17 protein-coding genes and 1 pseudogene are annotated in these 17,930 nt (G+C 67.1%); 8 read left to right on the plus strand and 10 right to left on the minus strand.

Annotated features, from left to right (window positions below; genetic code table 11):
* The first annotated feature begins 182 nt into the window (after positions 1-182).
* Both greA and G154_RS18225 read left to right on the plus strand, forming a co-directional pair.
* Positions 183-677, plus strand: coding sequence for a transcription elongation factor GreA (gene greA / locus G154_RS18220; RefSeq protein WP_019511375.1), 495 nt, complete (start codon positions 183-185; stop codon positions 675-677).
* A gap of 23 nt (positions 678-700) precedes the next feature.
* Positions 701-1,354, plus strand: coding sequence for a GPP34 family phosphoprotein (locus G154_RS18225; RefSeq protein WP_019511376.1), 654 nt, complete (start codon positions 701-703; stop codon positions 1,352-1,354).
* A gap of 74 nt (positions 1,355-1,428) precedes the next feature.
* On the opposite strand, the gene G154_RS18230 is transcribed toward G154_RS18225, so the two are convergent.
* The 6 genes from G154_RS18230 to G154_RS18255 form a co-directional block, all read right to left on the minus strand.
* Positions 1,429-2,601 (minus strand): cystathionine gamma-synthase, encoded by a 1,173-nt coding sequence (locus tag G154_RS18230; RefSeq protein ID WP_019511377.1) that lies wholly within the window; start codon positions 2,599-2,601, stop codon positions 1,429-1,431.
* Between the two features lie 81 nt (positions 2,602-2,682).
* On the minus strand, positions 2,683-3,714 hold the full coding sequence (locus G154_RS18235) for a hypothetical protein (protein ID WP_019511378.1): 1,032 nt from the start codon (positions 3,712-3,714) through the stop codon (positions 2,683-2,685).
* A gap of 185 nt (positions 3,715-3,899) precedes the next feature.
* Complete coding sequence (locus tag G154_RS18240; protein ID WP_162181530.1) at positions 3,900-4,397, minus strand: RDD family protein; 498 nt, start codon at positions 4,395-4,397, stop codon at positions 3,900-3,902.
* Positions 4,398-4,405: 8 nt separating this feature from the next.
* Positions 4,406-5,032 carry an RDD family protein gene (locus G154_RS18245; RefSeq protein ID WP_019511380.1) on the minus strand — a complete coding sequence of 209 codons (627 nt, stop codon included), beginning with the start codon at positions 5,030-5,032 and terminating at the stop codon, positions 4,406-4,408.
* 128 nt (positions 5,033-5,160) lie between these two features.
* On the minus strand, positions 5,161-6,555 hold the full coding sequence (locus tag G154_RS18250; protein ID WP_019511381.1) for a cystathionine beta-synthase: 1,395 nt from the start codon (positions 6,553-6,555) through the stop codon (positions 5,161-5,163).
* Positions 6,556-6,585: 30 nt separating this feature from the next.
* The gene (locus G154_RS18255) at positions 6,586-7,626 is read right to left on the minus strand and encodes an alpha/beta hydrolase (protein WP_023986166.1); all 1,041 of its coding nucleotides are present in this window, start codon (positions 7,624-7,626) and stop codon (positions 6,586-6,588) included.
* Positions 7,627-7,815: 189 nt separating this feature from the next.
* On the opposite strand from G154_RS18255, the gene G154_RS18260 reads away from it, so the two are divergent.
* The 3 genes from G154_RS18260 (at position 7,816) to purT (ending at position 11,300) form a co-directional block, all read left to right on the plus strand.
* Complete coding sequence (locus G154_RS18260) at positions 7,816-8,772, plus strand: SGNH/GDSL hydrolase family protein (RefSeq protein ID WP_019511383.1); 957 nt, start codon at positions 7,816-7,818, stop codon at positions 8,770-8,772.
* A 37-nt stretch (positions 8,773-8,809) separates the two neighbouring features.
* The gene (locus G154_RS18265) at positions 8,810-10,027 is read left to right on the plus strand and encodes an acetyl-CoA C-acetyltransferase (RefSeq protein ID WP_023986168.1); all 1,218 of its coding nucleotides are present in this window, start codon (positions 8,810-8,812) and stop codon (positions 10,025-10,027) included.
* A 73-nt stretch (positions 10,028-10,100) separates the two neighbouring features.
* Positions 10,101-11,300, plus strand: coding sequence for a formate-dependent phosphoribosylglycinamide formyltransferase (purT, locus tag G154_RS18270; protein WP_019511385.1), 1,200 nt, complete (start codon positions 10,101-10,103; stop codon positions 11,298-11,300).
* Between the two features lie 47 nt (positions 11,301-11,347).
* On the opposite strand, the pseudogene G154_RS18275 reads toward purT, so the two are convergent.
* Together G154_RS18275 and G154_RS18280 are read right to left on the minus strand one after the other, a co-directional pair.
* Positions 11,348-12,197, minus strand: a pseudogene (locus G154_RS18275) (endonuclease domain-containing protein).
* A 210-nt stretch (positions 12,198-12,407) separates the two neighbouring features.
* Positions 12,408-13,262, minus strand: a complete 855-nt coding sequence (locus tag G154_RS18280; protein ID WP_019511387.1) for a Bax inhibitor-1/YccA family protein — start codon at positions 13,260-13,262, stop codon at positions 12,408-12,410.
* Positions 13,263-13,457: 195 nt separating this feature from the next.
* Between G154_RS18280 and G154_RS18285 the strand changes: the two genes are divergently transcribed.
* Genes G154_RS18285 through G154_RS18295 form a run of 3 tightly spaced genes read left to right on the plus strand, consistent with a single transcriptional unit; the run spans position 13,458 to position 16,972 of the window.
* Positions 13,458-14,507, plus strand: a complete 1,050-nt coding sequence (locus G154_RS18285; RefSeq protein WP_023986169.1) for an enoyl-CoA hydratase/isomerase family protein — start codon at positions 13,458-13,460, stop codon at positions 14,505-14,507.
* On the plus strand, positions 14,504-15,277 hold the full coding sequence (locus tag G154_RS18290; RefSeq protein ID WP_019511389.1) for an enoyl-CoA hydratase: 774 nt from the start codon (positions 14,504-14,506) through the stop codon (positions 15,275-15,277). Before G154_RS18285 ends, G154_RS18290 begins: the two co-directional genes overlap by 4 nt.
* A gap of 9 nt (positions 15,278-15,286) precedes the next feature.
* Positions 15,287-16,972: an alpha/beta-hydrolase family protein gene (locus tag G154_RS18295; RefSeq protein WP_019511390.1), complete on the plus strand. Its 1,686-nt coding sequence runs from the start codon at positions 15,287-15,289 to the stop codon at positions 16,970-16,972.
* Here G154_RS18295 and G154_RS18300 read toward each other — a convergent pair.
* Positions 16,955-17,347: a rhodanese-like domain-containing protein gene (locus tag G154_RS18300; protein ID WP_019511391.1), complete on the minus strand. Its 393-nt coding sequence runs from the start codon at positions 17,345-17,347 to the stop codon at positions 16,955-16,957. The two genes, G154_RS18295 and G154_RS18300, sit on opposite strands and share 18 nt — an antisense overlap.
* Before the next feature lie 5 nt (positions 17,348-17,352).
* Complete coding sequence (locus tag G154_RS18305; protein ID WP_019511392.1) at positions 17,353-17,901, minus strand: cysteine dioxygenase family protein; 549 nt, start codon at positions 17,899-17,901, stop codon at positions 17,353-17,355.
* Positions 17,902-17,930 lie beyond the last annotated feature (29 nt).

Raw genomic sequence — 17,930 nt, forward strand, 5'->3', positions numbered from 1 at the left:
CCGGGCTGCACAAACATGAAAACCCGGCAACGCGGCGGTGGTAGGCTGGACTCATACACGGTTCCGCACTGGAGCCGTGTATTGCTGCATTTGCGCGCGATCAGCGCCTGCAACAGCGGCGATACACGACCTTTTCACGCGATACGTCGCGGGGGAATGACCAACGACAGGAGCGCGAGGACATGACCGATACCCAGGTCACCTGGCTGACCGAAGAGGCCTACGACCGGTTGAAGGCCGAGCTGGATCAGCTGATCGCCAACCGGCCGGTCATCGCCGCCGAGATCAACGACCGCCGCGAAGAGGGCGACCTGCGCGAGAACGGTGGCTACCACGCCGCCCGTGAAGAGCAGGGCCAGCAGGAAGCACGCATCCGTCAGCTGCAGGAACTGCTCAACAACGCCAAGGTCGGCGAGGCCCCCAAGCAGTCCGGCGTCGCGCTGCCCGGTTCCGTGGTCAAGGTCTACTACGACGATGACGAGAAGGACACCGAGACCTTCCTGATCGCCACCCGCCAAGAGGGCGTCAGCGACGGCAAGCTCGAGGTCTACTCCCCGAACTCCCCGCTGGGCAACGCGCTGATCGATGCCAAGGTCGGCGAGAGCCGTACCTACACCGTGCCCAGCGGCAAGACCGTCAAGGTCACCCTGATCAGCGCGGAGCCCTACCACGCCTGACCCGTCGGGACGATCGGCTCCAGATGGCCCAGATCGCCGAGGATCTGCTGCTGCTTCTGCTCGACAATGCGGCAGCGCGCCCGGGCATCGAACAACGCCGTAGGCAACGCGTACTCGCGGCTGCGGTGTTGTTGGACCTGGCCCGCGCCTGCCGGGTCCGACCGTCGGCCGACGGGGATTCCGTCCCCGCCGGTCGCTTGGTCGCATTGGCCGGCGATGCCGCATTGGACCTGTCGACCGGCCCGGCGTGGACGCTGCTGACGCGGCGACCGCTGAAGGTGGGCGCGGCGGTGGCCAAGCTGAGCCGCGATGCCGAACAACAGCTGCTCGACCAGCTGGAGCGGGCCGGGCAGATTCAGCGGGTCCCGGTGGGGCCCAAGGAATTCAGTTATCCGCTGCGGACACGCGCACGGGTCGGGCCTGCTCGCGAGGCATTGCTGGCGGCCTTGTTCGACCGCAGACCGCCGTCGACGCCGACGGCCGCGGCGATCACGCTGCTGCATGCCGCAGACGGACTCGGCGCGGTGCTGAGCCTCAACGATCGCGGGTGGCGCTGGGTGCACGCCCGCGCCGGGGAGATCGCCCTGGGCAGCTGGCTCGACGAATCACCCTCGGCGCTGCCGGAGATCAATGTCGCGGTGACCGCGGCAGCGCTGCGGCCCGTGCTGCAGTCCTGACCGCGAGCAGACGCTTCTACCCCCAGATTCCCGACGATCCAGGGGTATTTGCGTCTGCTCGCCGGGGAACCGGACTACCGCAGCGCCTGTTCGATATCGCCGAGCAGGTCGGCGACCTCCTCGATACCGACCGACAGGCGCACCAGATCCGCGGGCACCTCCAGCTGGGAGCCTGCAGTCGAGGCGTGCGTCATCGCGCCGGGATGCTCGATCAGCGATTCCACCCCGCCCAACGATTCAGCGAGAATGAAAATCTCGGTACGGGCGCAGAAATCGCGTGCCGCGGCCACCCCGCCGCGCAGCCGGACCGAGATCATTCCGCCGAAACCGGACATCTGCTTGGCCGCGACCTCGTGGTTGGGGTGGCTCGGCAGGCCCGGGTAGAGCACCGAGTCGATGGCCGGATGCTCGGCAAGGAACTCGGCCACCTTGGCCGCATTCTCGCTGTGCCGCTGCATGCGCAGCACCAGGGTCTTCAGGCCACGCATGGTCAGGTACGCGTCGAAGGGGCCGGGCACCGCGCCCGCCCCGTTCTGCAGGAACGCGAACGCCGTGTCGAGCTCCTCGTCGTTGGTCAGCAGCGCGCCGCCGACCACATCGGAATGTCCGCCGATGTACTTCGTGGTGGAGTGCAGCACGATATCCGCGCCAAGGGTCAACGGCTGCTGCAGCGCCGGAGAAGCGAAGGTGTTGTCCACCAACAGCTTCGCGCCGGCCGTGCGGGAAATCTCGGCGATACCCGCAATATCGGCTATCGAGAGCAGCGGGTTGGTCGGTGTCTCGACCCAGATCAACTTGGTCTCGGGCGTCACCGCGGCGGCAACGGCATCGAGGTCGGCCAAGGCGACCGGGGTGTAGCGAATCCCCCACTGCGTGAACACCTTGTCGATCAAGCGGAAGGTGCCGCCGTAGGCGTCGTCGGGGATGACCACGTGATCACCGGGACGCAGCACCGCGCGCAACGCGCAGTCGGTGGCCGCCATTCCCGAGGCGAAAGCACGGCCGAAATCGGCCTCCTCGACCGCGGCCAGCGAGGCCTCCAGCGCGGCGCGCGTCGGGTTACCGGTGCGCGCGTACTCGAAGCCGCCGCGCAGTCCCCCGACACCGTCCTGGGCGAAGGTCGAACTGGCGTAGATCGGGGCGTTGACGGCGCCGGTGGCCGGATCGGGCCGGAAGCCCGCGTGGATCGCCCTGGTCGCCAGACCCTGCCACCGGTGTGCGTCGTGAGCACTGCGCTGTTCACCCATGCCGTCCAGGGTAGTGGTGCCCGGACAACAGAAACGGGGTGGACCGGTTCGGTCCACCCCGTTCGGTTGCGCTATGCCCGATTAAGGTGTCAGCGGTGCTACCTGTCCACCGGTGAGGCGACGGTAGGCGTACACCTGGAACAGGATCGCCAGCGGCGCGGCAACGAGCAGACCGACGTAGCACAGGAACGATCCGACGGCCAGGATCACCGAGTACAGCAGCCAACTCAGCAGCACCGGAACGAAATTGTTCTTGGTGACGTCGATGCTCAGCTTGATCGCATCGATGGCCGACAGGTTGCGATCGATCAGCGCCGGAGTCACGAAGAAGGCGAAGATCGACACGATCAAGCCGGGGATGTAGCAGAGCACGCTGCCGATGCTGACCGCGATACCGACCAGCAGGGTCGCGATGATCACCGGGCCGATCAGGCGGGGCTTGAAGAACGAACCCGCCGTCACCGGTACCCCGTTGGCGATGTCCAGAACACCACCGAAATAGGCCGACGAGATCGCCGCCAACAGCACCAGCAGCACGATGAGGCCGATCACCAGCACGAAGATGCTGGCCCCACCGAGGCCTGCGCTGTACTCGTAGCTGAAGCCGCTGTCATAGGAGTCGTAGGTAGTGACCCCGCTCGGCGCCACCGCCGCGGCGATGCCGAAGACGATGCCGCCGAAGATGCCCACCACCAGCGCGTAGACCAGGGTGGGGATGATCAGCGCGCCGGCATTCTTGCTGAACTTGTTCCACGCCCAGGAGAACGCATCGCCGACGCTGTAGGGCGCGGCACCACCCGGATAGCCCGGCTGTGGGTATCCCGGAGGCGGCGGTGCGAAGCCACCCTGCGGGGGCGGGGGCGGCGGGTAACCACCCTGCGGCGGAGGCGGGTAACCGCCCTGCGGGGGCGGCGGGTAACCGCCCTGTGGCGGAGGCGGGTAGCCGCCCTGCGGCGGCGGGAAGTTCCCGGGCGGGGGCGGATAGTCACCCTGCGGCGGGGGCGGCTGGTAACCACCCTGCGAGGGCGGCTGATAGCCGCCCGGCGGGACGTTCTCGGGTGGCGGGAATCCACCGGGCGGGGTGCTGCCCGGCGGAGGAGGCGGTTGTGTCATTTCACCTTCTCGTGAGAATTGAGTACCGACAAACGCCGCGCCGTCGGCGCGTGAGGTGAGCCTATGTCACGCCGGCGGTGTCGCGGCGCTCAAGATCGACATGAGTTTCAGATGAAGTCTGCGGTGCCGCACTTGGAAAATTCTTGGAAGGCACCGACGCGCGGCACCTCTCCGTCACAACCTCGTCACAGCGGCACGCAGACCGTCTTGACAAGCTTGTCGGCCAACGTCTGTCGTTTCCCATCCCAGAGCGGAAACAGGAAGCCGACATAACAGATGACAGCGTCGACGGCGTGCGCCACCTGGCGCACCACCGATGTCACGAATCCGACTGGCTGCCCGGTGTTCTGACCGACGACCTTGAACCTGAGCACCCCCTTACCCAGACTCGAGCCCGTCCTGCCCTGCTGGAATCCGAAGTTCCACAGCGCGTACGCGACCGCGAGGATCCAGGTCACGGCAAATGCCACCTGCCCGAACGTCGACGCCCCCGCCGCACACGATTCGGCGCGGGCATATCCCGAATCACTGCTGCCACACACCGTCTCCCGCGTGCCCAGCAGCAACGCATACCCGATGCCCTGCAGCACGGCGAAGGGAATGAGGTCGATGACGAATGCCAGCACCCTGCTCAACCACGGGGTGTAGGCATTCGCCGAGGACGAGGAATCGTCGCCGCTCATGGTGCCGGTCATCGGCCCGGGAGCGCGACCGTCTTCACGATCTTGTCGACCAGCGTCTGCGCCTTGGGATCCCACAGCGGGAACAACACGGCGACAAGCCATGGCAGGAAACAGATCACGTTGGCGACGAAGTAGATTAGCTGACGGAGTACCGACATGCCGAAGCCGATCGGACGGCCGGTGGCCTCTCCCACGATCCGGAATCCCATGATGGCCTTGCCGATGCTGGAACCCGTGGTCCCCTGCCGGTAGCCGTAGTTCCACACGTAATAGGCCAGTGCGAGAACCCCGCACACCGCAACGGCAACCTGCCCCAGCGTGGAAGCCCCTGTGGCACAGAACGCGCCGAGGTCGTATTGCGAAGTCTCGGTGAGGCACACGGTCTCCCGGGTACCGAGCAGCAAACCGTAGCCGATTCCCTGCAAGATCAGCGCCGGGACGGCGTCGATCAGGAATGCGAGCACCCGGGTGATCCACGATGTGTAGGCCGATTTGGGCAACGACGCGGCGGCCTCGACGCCCGGCTGACCGGGCGGCGGGGGCGCGAAACCGCCCGCGGGCGGCGGGGGCGGCGGGTAGCCACCGGGTGGCGGCGGCGGATAGTCCCCAGCAGGTGGTGGCGGTTGCTCGGTCATGGGACGCCTTCCTGGTGAGGAATTAGCCGGCTCTGCGGCCAGAACCCTACCGGAGAAGTCGCTGTCCAGGTCGGTCCCGGCACCGACCGCTTCCAGCGGTCAGTGCCGGTATCGACCGCTTCCAGCGGTCAGTGCCCCACCGGGCCCTTGGACAGCGAGCCGAGCAGATCGTGGCGGGTCAGCACACCGATCGGTTTGCCGTCCTCGACGACCATCACCGCATCGCAGTCCCGCAACGTCTTTGCCGCGGTGCCCAGCAGTTCGCCGGAACCGATGAGCGGCAACGGCGCGCTCATGTGCAATGACACCGCATCGGCCAGCTTGGCCCGGCCCTCGAAAACCGCTGAGAGCAGCTCCCTTTCGGAGACACTGCCGGCGACCTCGCCCGCCATCACGGGCGGTTCGGCGCCAACGACCGGCATCTGGGAGACCCCGTACTCACGCAGGATGGTGATGGCGTCGCGCACCGTCTCCGACGGATGGGTGTGCACCAGATCCGGCAGGGCTCCGGACTTGTGCCGCAGCACCTCCCCGACGGTCGGCTCATCGATGGAGCCGTCGAGCCTGCTGCGCAGGAAGCCGTAAGAGGACATCCACGAGTCGTTGAACACCTTCGACAGGTAGCCGCGCCCGCCGTCGGGCAGCAACACCACCACGACCGCGTCGGGTCCGGCCTTCTCGGCGACCCGCAGCGCGGCGACGACGGCCATACCGCATGATCCGCCGACGAGCAGCGCTTCCTCACGGGCGAGCCGTCGGGTCATATCGAAGGAATCGGCGTCGGAGACGGCGATGATCTCGTCAGGAATGGCCGGGTCGTAGGCGCTGGGCCAGAAATCCTCGCCGACACCCTCCACGAGATAGGGCCTGCCGGTGCCGCCGGAGTACACCGAGCCCTCCGGGTCGGCACCGATGATCTTCACCCGTCCACCGGACACCTCTTTGAGGTAGCGACCGGTGCCGGTGATGGTCCCGCCGGTACCCACGCCGGCGACGAAGTGGGTGATCTTGCCGTCGGTATCGGCCCAGATCTCCGGACCGGTGGTCTCGTAATGGCTGGCCGGACCCATCGGGTTCGAGTACTGGTCGGGCTTCCACGCCCCGTCGATCTCCTCGACAAGACGATTGGACACGCTGTAGTAGCTCGCCGGATCGTCCGGGGCCACCGCGGTCGGGCAGACCACCACCTCGGCACCGTAGGCGCGCAGCACGTTGCGCTTGTCCTCGCTGACCTTGTCCGGGCAGACGAACACGCAGTGATAACCGCGCTGCTGGGCCACCAGGGCCAGCCCGACGCCGGTGTTGCCCGAAGTGGGCTCGACGATGGTGCCACCCGGCTTGAGCTCGCCGGACGCCTCGGCGGCGTCGATCATCTTGACGGCGATGCGGTCCTTGGAACTGCCGCCCGGGTTGAGGTATTCGACCTTGGCCGCCACCACACCGGCACCCGGTGGGACCACCGAGTTCAGCTGGACCAGCGGGGTGTTGCCGATGAGCTCACTGATATGGCTGGCGATGCGCATGACACCTATCGTGTCAGGCTGCGCGCAGACTCACCACGTCGCCTCTCGGATGTACTCACCGATCTGGCGCAGCGAGCGCGTCGCTTCCCCCACGAACGGCGAACACAACTGGAAAACGTGGATCTGACCGGGCCAGATGCGCACCTCGACGGGAACGCCGGACTCGGCCAGCATCCGGGCCGCCTTTCGCGCATCGTTGAGCAGAACCTCCGAACCCGATACGTGGATCAGGGTGCGGGGCAGGCCCGGTTCGATGTGTTCCAGCGGCTCGTAGACCTCCTGGCCGTGCCGCTTGGCGGACTCCTCGACGATGGCGCCCAAAGCCTCGATGGCGCGCGGCGGGAACATTGCGTCGGTGCGCGAGTTGGGGTGCTGCGCGCGGCTGTCACTGTTGATCTCGAACAGCGGGGACATGGTGACCACCGCGGCGGGCACCTCGGTGCCCTCGGCCTGCAGGCGCTGGGCGAGGGCGAGGGCGAGGTAGCCGCCTGCCGAATCGCCGGCCAGGACGATGTTGGCGGGGTCATAGCCGGTGAGCCGCAGCCATTTGTAGGCGTCGTAGCAGTCGTCGATGGCGCTGGCGATCGAGTGCTTGGGGATCATCCGGTAGTTGACGACGAACACCGGGCTGTCGGCGAACTTGGACAGTTCGGTGACCATCCGGCCGTGGGTGTTGGCCCCGCAGGTCAAAAACGCCCCGCCGTGCAGGTAGAGGATCACCGAACGCTTGCCGTCGGCGGGCAACACCCCGGCGGCGCGGATCAGTTGGGCCGTGCAGTGCGGAAGGGCGATCGTGGCGCGCACCGTGCCCGGCGCGGGCCGCAGGACGCGGGCGGCGAAGTCGACGAGACCGAACGGCCACGGCAGCTTCGGCACGTGCGATCCGATTGCCAACGTCGGCTTGATCGTCATCATGGCTACCAGTCCGGCAAGCCTGCCCGCCAGTCCGGCACCGTCTTCGACGATCTCGACAGGACGCCAGTCGCCGACCGGGAAACGCCGCGATTGACGCGCCCTAGCAGGGATTATCGCTGCATGTGGGGCCGCGGAGACCCTGCTTGGTGCCGTCATCGCCACCACTTCCTACGCCGTTGTAGTGCCCGTTGGCCGATAAGTTGTTAGCCAGGGGGTTGAATTTAGCTTGCTCGCCGTCAATTCGTTAAACAATCCCTGATTCAAATTTGATACCGCGTTCGATACCCCAATGTGACCGCGGTTACTCGCGCGCCTACTGACTTTGTGAAATCGAGACCTAAAATCGTGATCGTGGGTCGCATCACGTCTGTCGCCGTGGCCGCCGCGGCGCTCGTCTCCACCGGTTCGGCCTACGTCGGCGCCCGCAACCTGCTGAGCGGCCAGGCCGACCAGGCCCGCCAAACCATCCCGAAATCCTGGGACGCGCCCCCGCGCGCCGACGGTGTCTACTCCCCCGGCGGCGGACCGGTGCAACGGTGGACCCGCGACACCCCTGTCGACCTGCACCTGATGATCTTCGGCGACTCCACCGCCACCGGGTACGGCAGCACCTGCGGCGACGAGGTGCCCGGTGTGCTGCTGGCCCGTGGCCTCGCCGAGGAGTCCGGTAAGCGCATCCGGCTGAGCACCAAGGCCATCGTCGGCGCCACCTCCAAGGGGCTGTCCGGGCAGATCGATGCCATGTTCGTCGCCGGACCGCCGCCGGATGCGGCCGTCATCATGATCGGCGCCAACGACATCACCAAACCCAACGGGCTGGGCCCGTCGGCGCGCCGCGTCGGCCAGGCGGTGGAGCGGTTGCGCAGCGCGGGCGCAGTCGTCGTGGTCGGTACCTGCCCCGACTTCGGCGTCATCAAGGCCATCCCGCAGCCTTTGCGGTGGGTGACACGCAACCGGGGGCTGCGGCTGGCCCGCGCCCAGGCCGCCGCGGTGCGGGCAGCAGGCGGGGTGCCGGTGCCGTTCTCGGACCTGCTGGCCCCGCACTTCTACGAGGCACCCGAGGTGTTGTTCTCCGCCGATATGTTCCACCCGTCGGCGGCCGGGTACGAGTTGGCGGCCAAGCAGCTGCTGCCGGCGCTGTGTCAGGCCCTCGGCGAGTTCAACTCGCAGACGCAGACCGAGGCCGCCCTGGAATCGCGGATGGACGGCAGTGGTTCGCTGCTGGCCCGGATCGGCAATGTCAGTCGGCTGTGGCGTCGTTCCACCGGGGTCCCCGCACCCATCGTCGTCCCGGCGAGCTAGCGTAGAGCCAACCAAGCACTTGTTCACGGAGGTCAACATGCCCGAAGCCGTCATCGTCGCCACCGCACGCTCACCGATCGGTCGGGCGGGTAAGGGATCGCTGGTCACCATGCGTCCCGATGATCTGGCCGCGCAGATGGTGCGCGCCGCCCTGGACAAGGTGCCCTCGTTGGACCCCCGCGATATCGACGACCTGATGATGGGCAGCGCACAGCCCGCCGGCGAGGCCGGCTACAACATCGGCCGTGCCGTCGCCGTCGAGCTCGGTTACGACTTCCTGCCCGGTACCACCGTCAACCGGTACTGTTCCTCCTCCTTGCAGACCACCCGGATGGCGTTCCACGCGATCAAGGCCGGCGAGGGTGACGTCTTCATCTCCGCCGGTGTCGAGACGGTGTCGCGGTTCGCCGTCGGCGCCGCCGATGGTGCGCCGAACTCCAAGAACCCCCTGTTCGACGAGGCCCAGGCACGCACCATCAAGCAGGCCGAGGACGAATCCACCTGGCACGATCCCCGCGAGGACGGCCTGATCCCGGACGTCTACATCGCCATGGGCCAGACCGCCGAGAACGTCGCCACCTTCACCGGCATCAGCCGCGAGGATCAGGACCACTGGGGCGTGCGGTCGCAGAACCGCGCCGAAGAGGCCATCAAGAGCGGCTTCTTCGCCCGCGAGATCTCCCCGGTGACCCTGCCCGACGGCACCGTCGTCTCCACCGATGACGGTCCGCGCGCCGGCACCACCTACGAGAAGATCAGCCAGCTCAAGCCGGTGTTCCGCCCGAACGGCACGATCACCGCGGGTAACGCCTGCCCGCTGAACGACGGCGCGGCGGCCGTCATCATCATGAGCGATACCAAGGCCAAGGAGCTCGGCCTGACCCCGCTGGCGCGCATCGTGTCCACCGGCGTGTCCGGGCTGTCGCCGGAGATCATGGGCCTCGGCCCGATCGAGGCCATCCGCAAGGCGCTGGCCAAGGCCGGCAAGACGATCTCCGATATCGACCTGGTCGAGATCAACGAGGCCTTCGCGGTGCAGGTGCTCGGTTCGGCGCGCGAACTGGGTATCGACGAGGACAAGCTGAACGTCTCCGGTGGCGCCATCGCGTTGGGCCACCCGTTCGGCATGACCGGCGCCCGCATCACCGCGACACTGCTCAACAACCTGGCCACCCACGACAAGACCTTCGGCATCGAGTCGATGTGCGTCGGCGGCGGGCAGGGCATGGCGATGGTCGTCGAGCGCCTCTCCTGATTTCTCACGACGCCGCGGCGGGGGTGCATACTGCGCCTCCGCCGCGGCGTCGTTGTGCATAAACTCCCTGCCGATGACCACACTCGGAACACCCCTGTCCCCGCACGCCACCCGGGTGATGCTGCTCGGCTCCGGTGAGCTCGGTCGCGAAGTCCTGATCGCGCTGCAGCGCCTGGGCGTCGAGACCATCGCCGTCGACCGCTACCCGAACGCGCCGGGGCACCAGATCGCCCACCATGCGCGGGTGCTGGCGATGACCGATGCCGACGCTCTGCGCGAGCTCATCGAAACCGAGAAGCCGGATCTGGTGGTGCCCGAGATCGAGGCCATCGCGACCCCGGTGCTCGAGGAGCTCGAGAACGCCGGCGCGGTGCGGGTCATCCCGACGGCGCGGGCGGCCCGGCTGACCATGGACCGCGAGGGGATCCGGCGCCTGGCGGCCGAGACCCTCGGCGTGCCGACCAGTCCGTACCGATTCTGCGATTCGCTGGCGGAGCTTCGGGCCGCGGTCGACGAGATCGGCTACCCGTGCGTGGTCAAGCCCGTGATGAGCAGTTCGGGCAAGGGGCAGAGCAAGATCGACGGACCCGACGGTGTCGAACCCGCATGGGAATACGCCATGTCGGGCAGCCGGGTCAGCAACACCCGCATCATCGTCGAGGGCTTCATCGATTTTGACTACGAGATCACGCTGCTGACGGTGCGCGGTGCCGGCACGTCCGCTGCGATACAAACACAGTTCTGCGAGCCCATCGGGCACCGACAGGTCAGCGGCGATTATGTGGAGAGCTGGCAGCCGCATCCGATGTCGGCCGCCGCGCTGGAGTCGGCCCAGCAGATCGCCGCCGCGGTGACCGAAAACCTCGGCGGGCAGGGCATTTTCGGGGTCGAGCTGTTCGTCAAGGGCGACCAGGTGTGGTTCAGCGAGGTCAGTCCCCGCCCGCACGACACCGGCATGGTCACGATGATCACGCAGTGGCAGAACGAGTTCGAGCTGCACGCCAGGGCCATCCTCGGCCTGCCGGTGGACACCACGCTCAAGACGCCCGGCGCCAGCGCGGTCATCTACGGCGGCGTGGACGCCTCCGGGGTGGTGTTCGACGGGGTGGACGAGGCGTTGCGGGTGCCGCGCACCGATATTCGGCTGTTCGGCAAGCCGGAGAGCTTCGTCAAGCGCCGCATGGGCGTGGCGCTGGCCTACGACGCCGATGTCGACACGGCGCGGGCCAATGCCGCCGAGGCGGCGAGTCGGGTCACCCCGCGCGTCCCCTAACCGTTGACTCTGCGCCGACGGCGCGAAAGTGCGAGTAGCCGACGCCCTCAACGCAAAGTCAACGCGGATAGTCGTCTCCACTCCCGCTCCACACGAGTGATGATGCTGGGACGCCGTTGGACCGCCGCCACCCTGACGACAATCCACCCGAGGCCGGCGATGTAGTCGTCTCGCTCGATGTCGTAGGCGAGTGCCTCCGCGTGCTGCACACCGTCGTACTCGACGGCCAGCTTGTGGTCCTCCCACCCCATGTCCAGGTAGTACTTGGGATATCCGGCTGGATCGAGGACCGGAATCTGCGTGCGCGGCTGCGGAAAACCGTCCTCGATCAGCATCAGGCGCAGCCGCGTCTCCTTGGGAGACTGAGCACCGCCGTCGGCCAGCTCAAGCACCCGCTCGAGTTGCCGCAGTCCCCTGGTGTGACGATGCCGATCGGCTAATGCTCGTACATCAGCGGGCGCCAGATCGGTAGCCCGAATTAACGCATCCAGGCGTGCGACAGCCTCGCCGATTCGGCCGCGTCGACCGAGATCGAATGCGGTGCGGTGGGCCGTGGTGACCGTCATGCCGTCGAGCACCAGCACCTCGCCGTCGAGCAGCAGATCGTGGCGGGTGATGACATGCCGCGGTGCACGGGCGTTCGGCCAGATCAGCTCGATCGGCGCATCATCGGCAACCCATTCGGCGCCATGGAGTGCTGATGCTGGCGCACCCGCGATCACCGCTTGACGCCCGGACCACAACCACGCCGCCATGGTGCGCTGTCGCAGGGTGAGCGCGGCGCGCCTGCCCGCATACACGTCAGGCAAAACGGCGCGGTAGTACACGCAGCTCGTGGCGGCTGAGTGTGCCTGCCGCCAAAGCTTCACTACCGATGAAGACCTCCGAGATGTCCATGACCGGACCGTGCCGACACGGGCCGACAGACATACGGCAGGCGCCCATCGTCCGACGCAACCTGTGAATCAATCCGGCACTGTGGATACGTTGACTCTGCGCGGATGGCGCGAGAGTGCGAGTGGCCCGCACCCTCACCCCAGAGTCAACGGAGAAAAGGGCAACGAAAAAGGGCGCCCCGCGCGGGACGCCCTTTCTCTGGCCGAACTGCTAGTCGTTGTTGAAGTAACTGAGCAGACGCAGGATCTCCAGGTACAGCCACACCAGGGTGACCATCAGGCCCAGGGCGACGCCCCATGCGGCCTTCTCCGGAGCACCGGCGCGGATCATCTGGTCGGCCGCGTCGAAGTCGATCAGGAAGCTGAACGCCGCCAGCGCGATGCACAGCAGCGAGAATCCGATCGCGATGGCGCCACCGTCGCGCAGGCCCATGCCCGCACCGCCGCCGACACCGAACAGGCCGAGCACCAGGTTCACCAGCATCAGCGCGACCACACCGAACAGGCCGGCGACGATCATGCGGGTGAACTTCGGGGTGACGCGGATGGCGCCGGTCTTGTAGACCACGAGCATGCCGAAGAACACGCCGAGCGTGCCGACGATCGCTTGGGCGATCATGCCGACGCCGCCGACCGAGGCCAGGTTGGCGATGATGAACGACACCGCGCCGAGGAACAGACCTTCCAGCGCCGCGTAGCTCAGCACGATGGCCGGGTTGTCCTGCTTACGCCCGAACGTCGCGATGAGCACCAGCGCAAGGCCGCCGAGCGCGCCCACCAAGGTGAACGGCGTGGCCAGGCTGAGGTTGGTGCTGACCAGGTAGTACGAGACGACCGCCACCGCTGTCAGGATCGCCAGGCTGATGCCAGTCTTGGTGACGACGTCGTCGATGGTCATGGGCCGGGAGACACCGGCCTGCTGCTGATCGGGGTATTGGGTTGCGGCATAAGGGTCCGCATGTACCTGCTGGGCACCGAAGCTTGCGGCTCCGGTACCGAATTGCGCGTATCCGCCCTGCTGCCCCTTGGGCAGGGATCGGAATACCGGGTTGCTGCTTTCGCGCACCGTAGGTCCTCTCCTTCAGTACTGGTGGTTCGATTGACGAACACACTGTCAACGATCATTGTCGGGAACGGGTTCCCGCGATACCCCTGCACTGAGAGCGTTCTCAGATACCGGCGGTGAGCCCATTTCTGGGATAACGCTGTGCAAACCCTACCCGTCGCACATCACGCGCGGACCACGAACTAGATTGCATTCGTGGCAGAAAACGAGGACATCCTAGTAACTGTCCGTAACGGTGTCGGCATCGTGACGTTGAACCGCCCCAAGGCGATCAACTCGCTCAACGCCGTCATGGTCGACGGGCTGCAGCAGGCGCTGAACGCCTGGGAAGACGACGATGCGATCACCGCCGTGCTGCTGACCGGCGCCGGCGAGCGCGGCCTGTGCGCCGGTGGCGACGTCGTCGCGCTCTACCACTCGGCGCGCGGCGACGGCTCGTATGCCCGCAAGTTCTGGTGGGACGAGTACCTGCTCAACGCCCACATCGGCCGCTTCGCCAAGCCGTATGTCGCACTGATGGACGGCATCGTGATGGGCGGCGGGGTCGGCGTCGCCGCGCACGGCAACGTCCGCGTGGTCACCGAGAATACCAAGATGGGCATGCCCGAGGTCGGCATCGGTTTCATCCCCGACGTGGGCGGCACCTATCTGCTCTCCCGGGCACCGGGTGCGTTGGGCATGCACGCCGCGCTGACCGGCGCCCCGTTCTCCGGCGCCGACGCCATCGCTCTCGGGTTCGCCGACCACTTCGTCCCGCAGGCCAGGCTGGCCGACTTCGCCGAGGCAGTCGTCACCGACGGGCACCAGGATGCGTTGAACAGCTACGCCGAGGAGCCACCGGCCAGCGATCTACTGGCCCAACGGGATTGGATCGACACCTGCTACGCGGGTGGCACCGTCGCCGAGATCCTCGGTGATCTGCGCGGCCATGACGACCCGGCCGCCCACGCGGCCGCCGAGCTGATCGCCACCCGATCCCCCATCGCACTGGCCGTCACGCTGACCGCGGTGCGCCGCGCGGCCCACCTGCCCACCCTGGAAGAGGTTCTGCACCAGGAATTCCGAGTGTCGGTGGCGTCGATGAAGTCGCACGATTTCGTCGAGGGTATCCGCGCCCAACTCGTCGACAAGGATCGCAACCCGCAGTGGTCGCCGGCCACCTTGGATGCCGTCGACGACGCCGCCGTCGACGCCTATTTCGCCTCCGCCGAACCCGATCTGACATTCCACGAGGAGCAATCATGAGTTTCGAGACCATCCTGGTGACCCGCGACGGTCGGGTCGGCACCATCACCCTGAACCGCCCCAAGGCGCTCAACGCGCTCAACACCCAGGTGATGCACGAGGTCACCACCGCGGCAGCGGAATTCGACAACGACCCGGATATCGGCGCGATCATCCTGACCGGCAGCGAGAAGGCCTTCGCCGCCGGAGCCGATATCAAGGAAATGGCCGACCTGTCCTTCGCCGACGTGTTCGGCCAGGACTTCTTCGCCCTGTGGGGCACATTCGCGGCCACCCGCACCCCGACCATCGCCGCGGTCGCCGGCTACGCGCTCGGCGGCGGCTGCGAACTGGCCATGATGTGTGATCTGCTGATCGCCGCGGACACCGCCAAGTTCGGCCAACCCGAGATCAAGCTCGGCGTGCTGCCCGGCATGGGCGGCAGCCAGCGATTGACGCGTGCGATCGGCAAGGCCAAGGCGATGGACCTCATCCTGACCGGGCGCACCATCGACGCCGCCGAAGCCGAGCGCAGCGGTCTGGTGTCCCGTGTGGTCCCCGCCGACACCCTGCTCGACGAGGCCAACGCCACCGCCGCCACCATCGCCGGGATGTCGCTGTCGGCGGCGCGGATGGCCAAGGAGGCGGTCAACCGCGCCTTCGAGTCGACGCTGACCGAGGGACTGCTCTACGAGCGCCGGATCTTCCATTCGGCCTTCGCCACCGAAGACCAGAAGGAAGGCATGGCCGCGTTCACCGAGAAGCGCGCGCCGAACTTCACCCATCGCTAAGGTCGAGCGGTGACCGCCACCGCCGCACCGCCAGCACCCGACGCGCCAGCCAAGCGCGCGTGGTGGATTCGGCACTACACCTTCACCGGTACGGCGGTCGGCCTGGTCTTCATCTGGCTGTCCCTGACACCGTCGCTGTTACCGCGCGGGCCGTTGTTCCAGGGCCTCGTCAGCGGCGCGGCCGGCGGTATCGGCTACGGGCTCGGCGTTTTCGGCGTCTGGCTGTTCCGGTACATGCTGTCGCGGGACAGCACGCCGCCGCCACCGAAACGGGCCTGGCTGGTCCTGGTCGTGGTCGGCGTCATCGGTCAGAGCGCGGCGATCGTCTACTTCCATGTGTGGCAGGACGACATCCGCGATCTGATGGGGGTACCGCGACTCGACTTCTGGGATCACCCGCTGACCGCCGTACTGGCGATCGTCTTCCTGTTCGTCTTCGTCGAACTCGGTCAGCTGATCGGCAAGCTGATCCGTTACCTGGTGCGCCAACTGGAACGCATCGCACCGCCCCGGGTGTCCGGTGTGGTGGCGGTGGCACTGGTGCTCGCGCTGACCATCGCGTTGCTCAACGGCATCGTGGTCCGCTTCGCCATGACGACCATCAACAGCACATTCGAAAACGTCAACAACGAGGATGATCCCGACAATCCCGCTCCCACATCCACTTTGCGGTCCGGTGGCCCGCAGTCACTGGTCAGTTGGGAATCACTGGGACATCAGGGCCGCAATTTCGTCGCAGGCGGCCCGACGGTGGAAGAGCTCACCGCCTTCAACGGTGCGCCCGCCACCGAACCCATCCGCGCCTACGCCGGGCTGAACTCCGGTGACAACATCAGGGCCGACGCCGCGCTGGCCGCCGAGGAACTGCGTCGCACCGGCGGCCTGGAGCGCTCGGTCATCGCGATCGCCACCACCACCGGAACCGGCTGGGTCAACGAAGCCGAGGCATCCTCACTGGAATACATGTACAACGGCGACACCGCGATCGTGTCGATGCAGTACTCGTTCCTGCCCAGCTGGATCTCCTTCCTCGTCGACCAGGAGAACGCGCTGCAGGCCGGGCAGGCCCTGTTCGAGGCGGTCGACGCGTTGGTGCGCGAGCTTCCGCAGGCCGAACGCCCCAAGCTGGTGGTGTTCGGCGAAAGCCTGGGTTCATTCGGCGGCGAGGCCCCGTTCCTGGCGCTGAACAATCTCATCGCCCGCACCGACGGGGCGCTGTTCAGTGGTCCCACATTCAAGAACACCATCTGGACAACCCTCACCCGCGATCGCGACGAGGGATCCCCCGAGTGGTTGCCGATCTACGACCGCGGGGAGAACGTCCGGTTCTCGGCCCGCGCCGAACAGGATCTGCGCAGGCCGGATGCCCCGTGGGGGCAACCCCGTGTGGTCTATCTGCAGCATGCGTCGGATCCGATCTCGTGGTGGAACCCGGATCTGCTGTTCGCCAAACCCGATTGGCTCAGGGAGCCGCGCGGTTACGACGTCTCACCCCGGATGGAGTGGATCCCGGTGGTGACCTTCCTGCAGGTGTCCGCCGATATGGCGGTCGCGGTGGATGTGCCCGACGGCCACGGCCACGTCTACGTGCGCGATGTCGCCAATGCGTGGGCGGCGATCCTGCAGCCGCCGGGCTGGACGCCTGCCAAGACCGACAAACTGCGACCGATCCTGCGCTCAGACGAGAACAGCTGACCGCAGTTCGGTGGGCAGGGCGCGATAGCCACCGATGACGTCGGTGGCCCGGTGCAGACCGAGATCCTGCAACGCCGCGGCGGCCAGGCTGGAGGTGTAGCCCTCCGAGCACAGCACGATCCATTCCACGTCGTCGTCGACGGCCTCGGGGATGCGGGCCTCGCTGGTCGGGTCGCATCGCCATTCCAAGTGGTTGCGCTCGATGACCAGGACCTGCGGCGACGCGGCGACCTCGCCCTCCTGCGCCCGCTGCCAACCCGGCCGGATGTCGACCAACAGCGCGCCGCGGCGCAGGGCGGCAGGAACATCGGCGGCGGGGAGCCGGCGCAACCGGGACCTGGCGGCGGCGAGCACCGCGTCGATACGACTGGGCATGGGTCCTATCCCTCCGGGGCGTCGGTCAGTTCGGTGCGGCTGCGGCGCAGGGTGTTGCGTTCGGTCACCGAGTAGTACGACATCGCGGTCAGCGGCGGCGAGTAGGCGTGCACACTCAGCGTCGGCGCCGCCGGCACCGCGGCCCCGCCCGCCGACACCGATTCGCGCGCCCACACCACATCGTGCACCCAGCCGAGCGGGAATGCGGCCTGATCACCGGCTTCCAACTGCCGGTTGCGCAATTCAGTGCCATCCCAACGGGTTTCACGTAGCGCACCGGAGACCACCGTCAGCGCGCCGAGTGATCCACCGTGGTCGTGTAGTTCTGTGGACTTGTCGGGCACCCAGCTGATCAGCCAGATGTCGAGTTCGTCGTCCCCGTAGAGCCGCCGATACCAACGCTCGTCGATGGGCAGCCGGTCCCTGTCGACCAGCCGGTCATACCGGCCGGAGAGCACGTCGTCGGCGCACCGGTCGGTGGCGGCGAGCAGGTCGGGAAGGCGCAACCGGGTGGGCGCAGAGACAGCGGGCGGGGCGAGCAGTGGGGCAACCATGGGAAGGGACTCCAGAAAAGGGAAAGGGA

The sequence above is a fragment of the Mycobacterium sp. VKM Ac-1816D genome, from assembly GCF_000416385.1.
In the GTDB taxonomy this organism is placed as follows: Bacteria; Actinomycetota; Actinomycetes; order Mycobacteriales; family Mycobacteriaceae; genus Mycobacterium; species Mycobacterium neoaurum_A.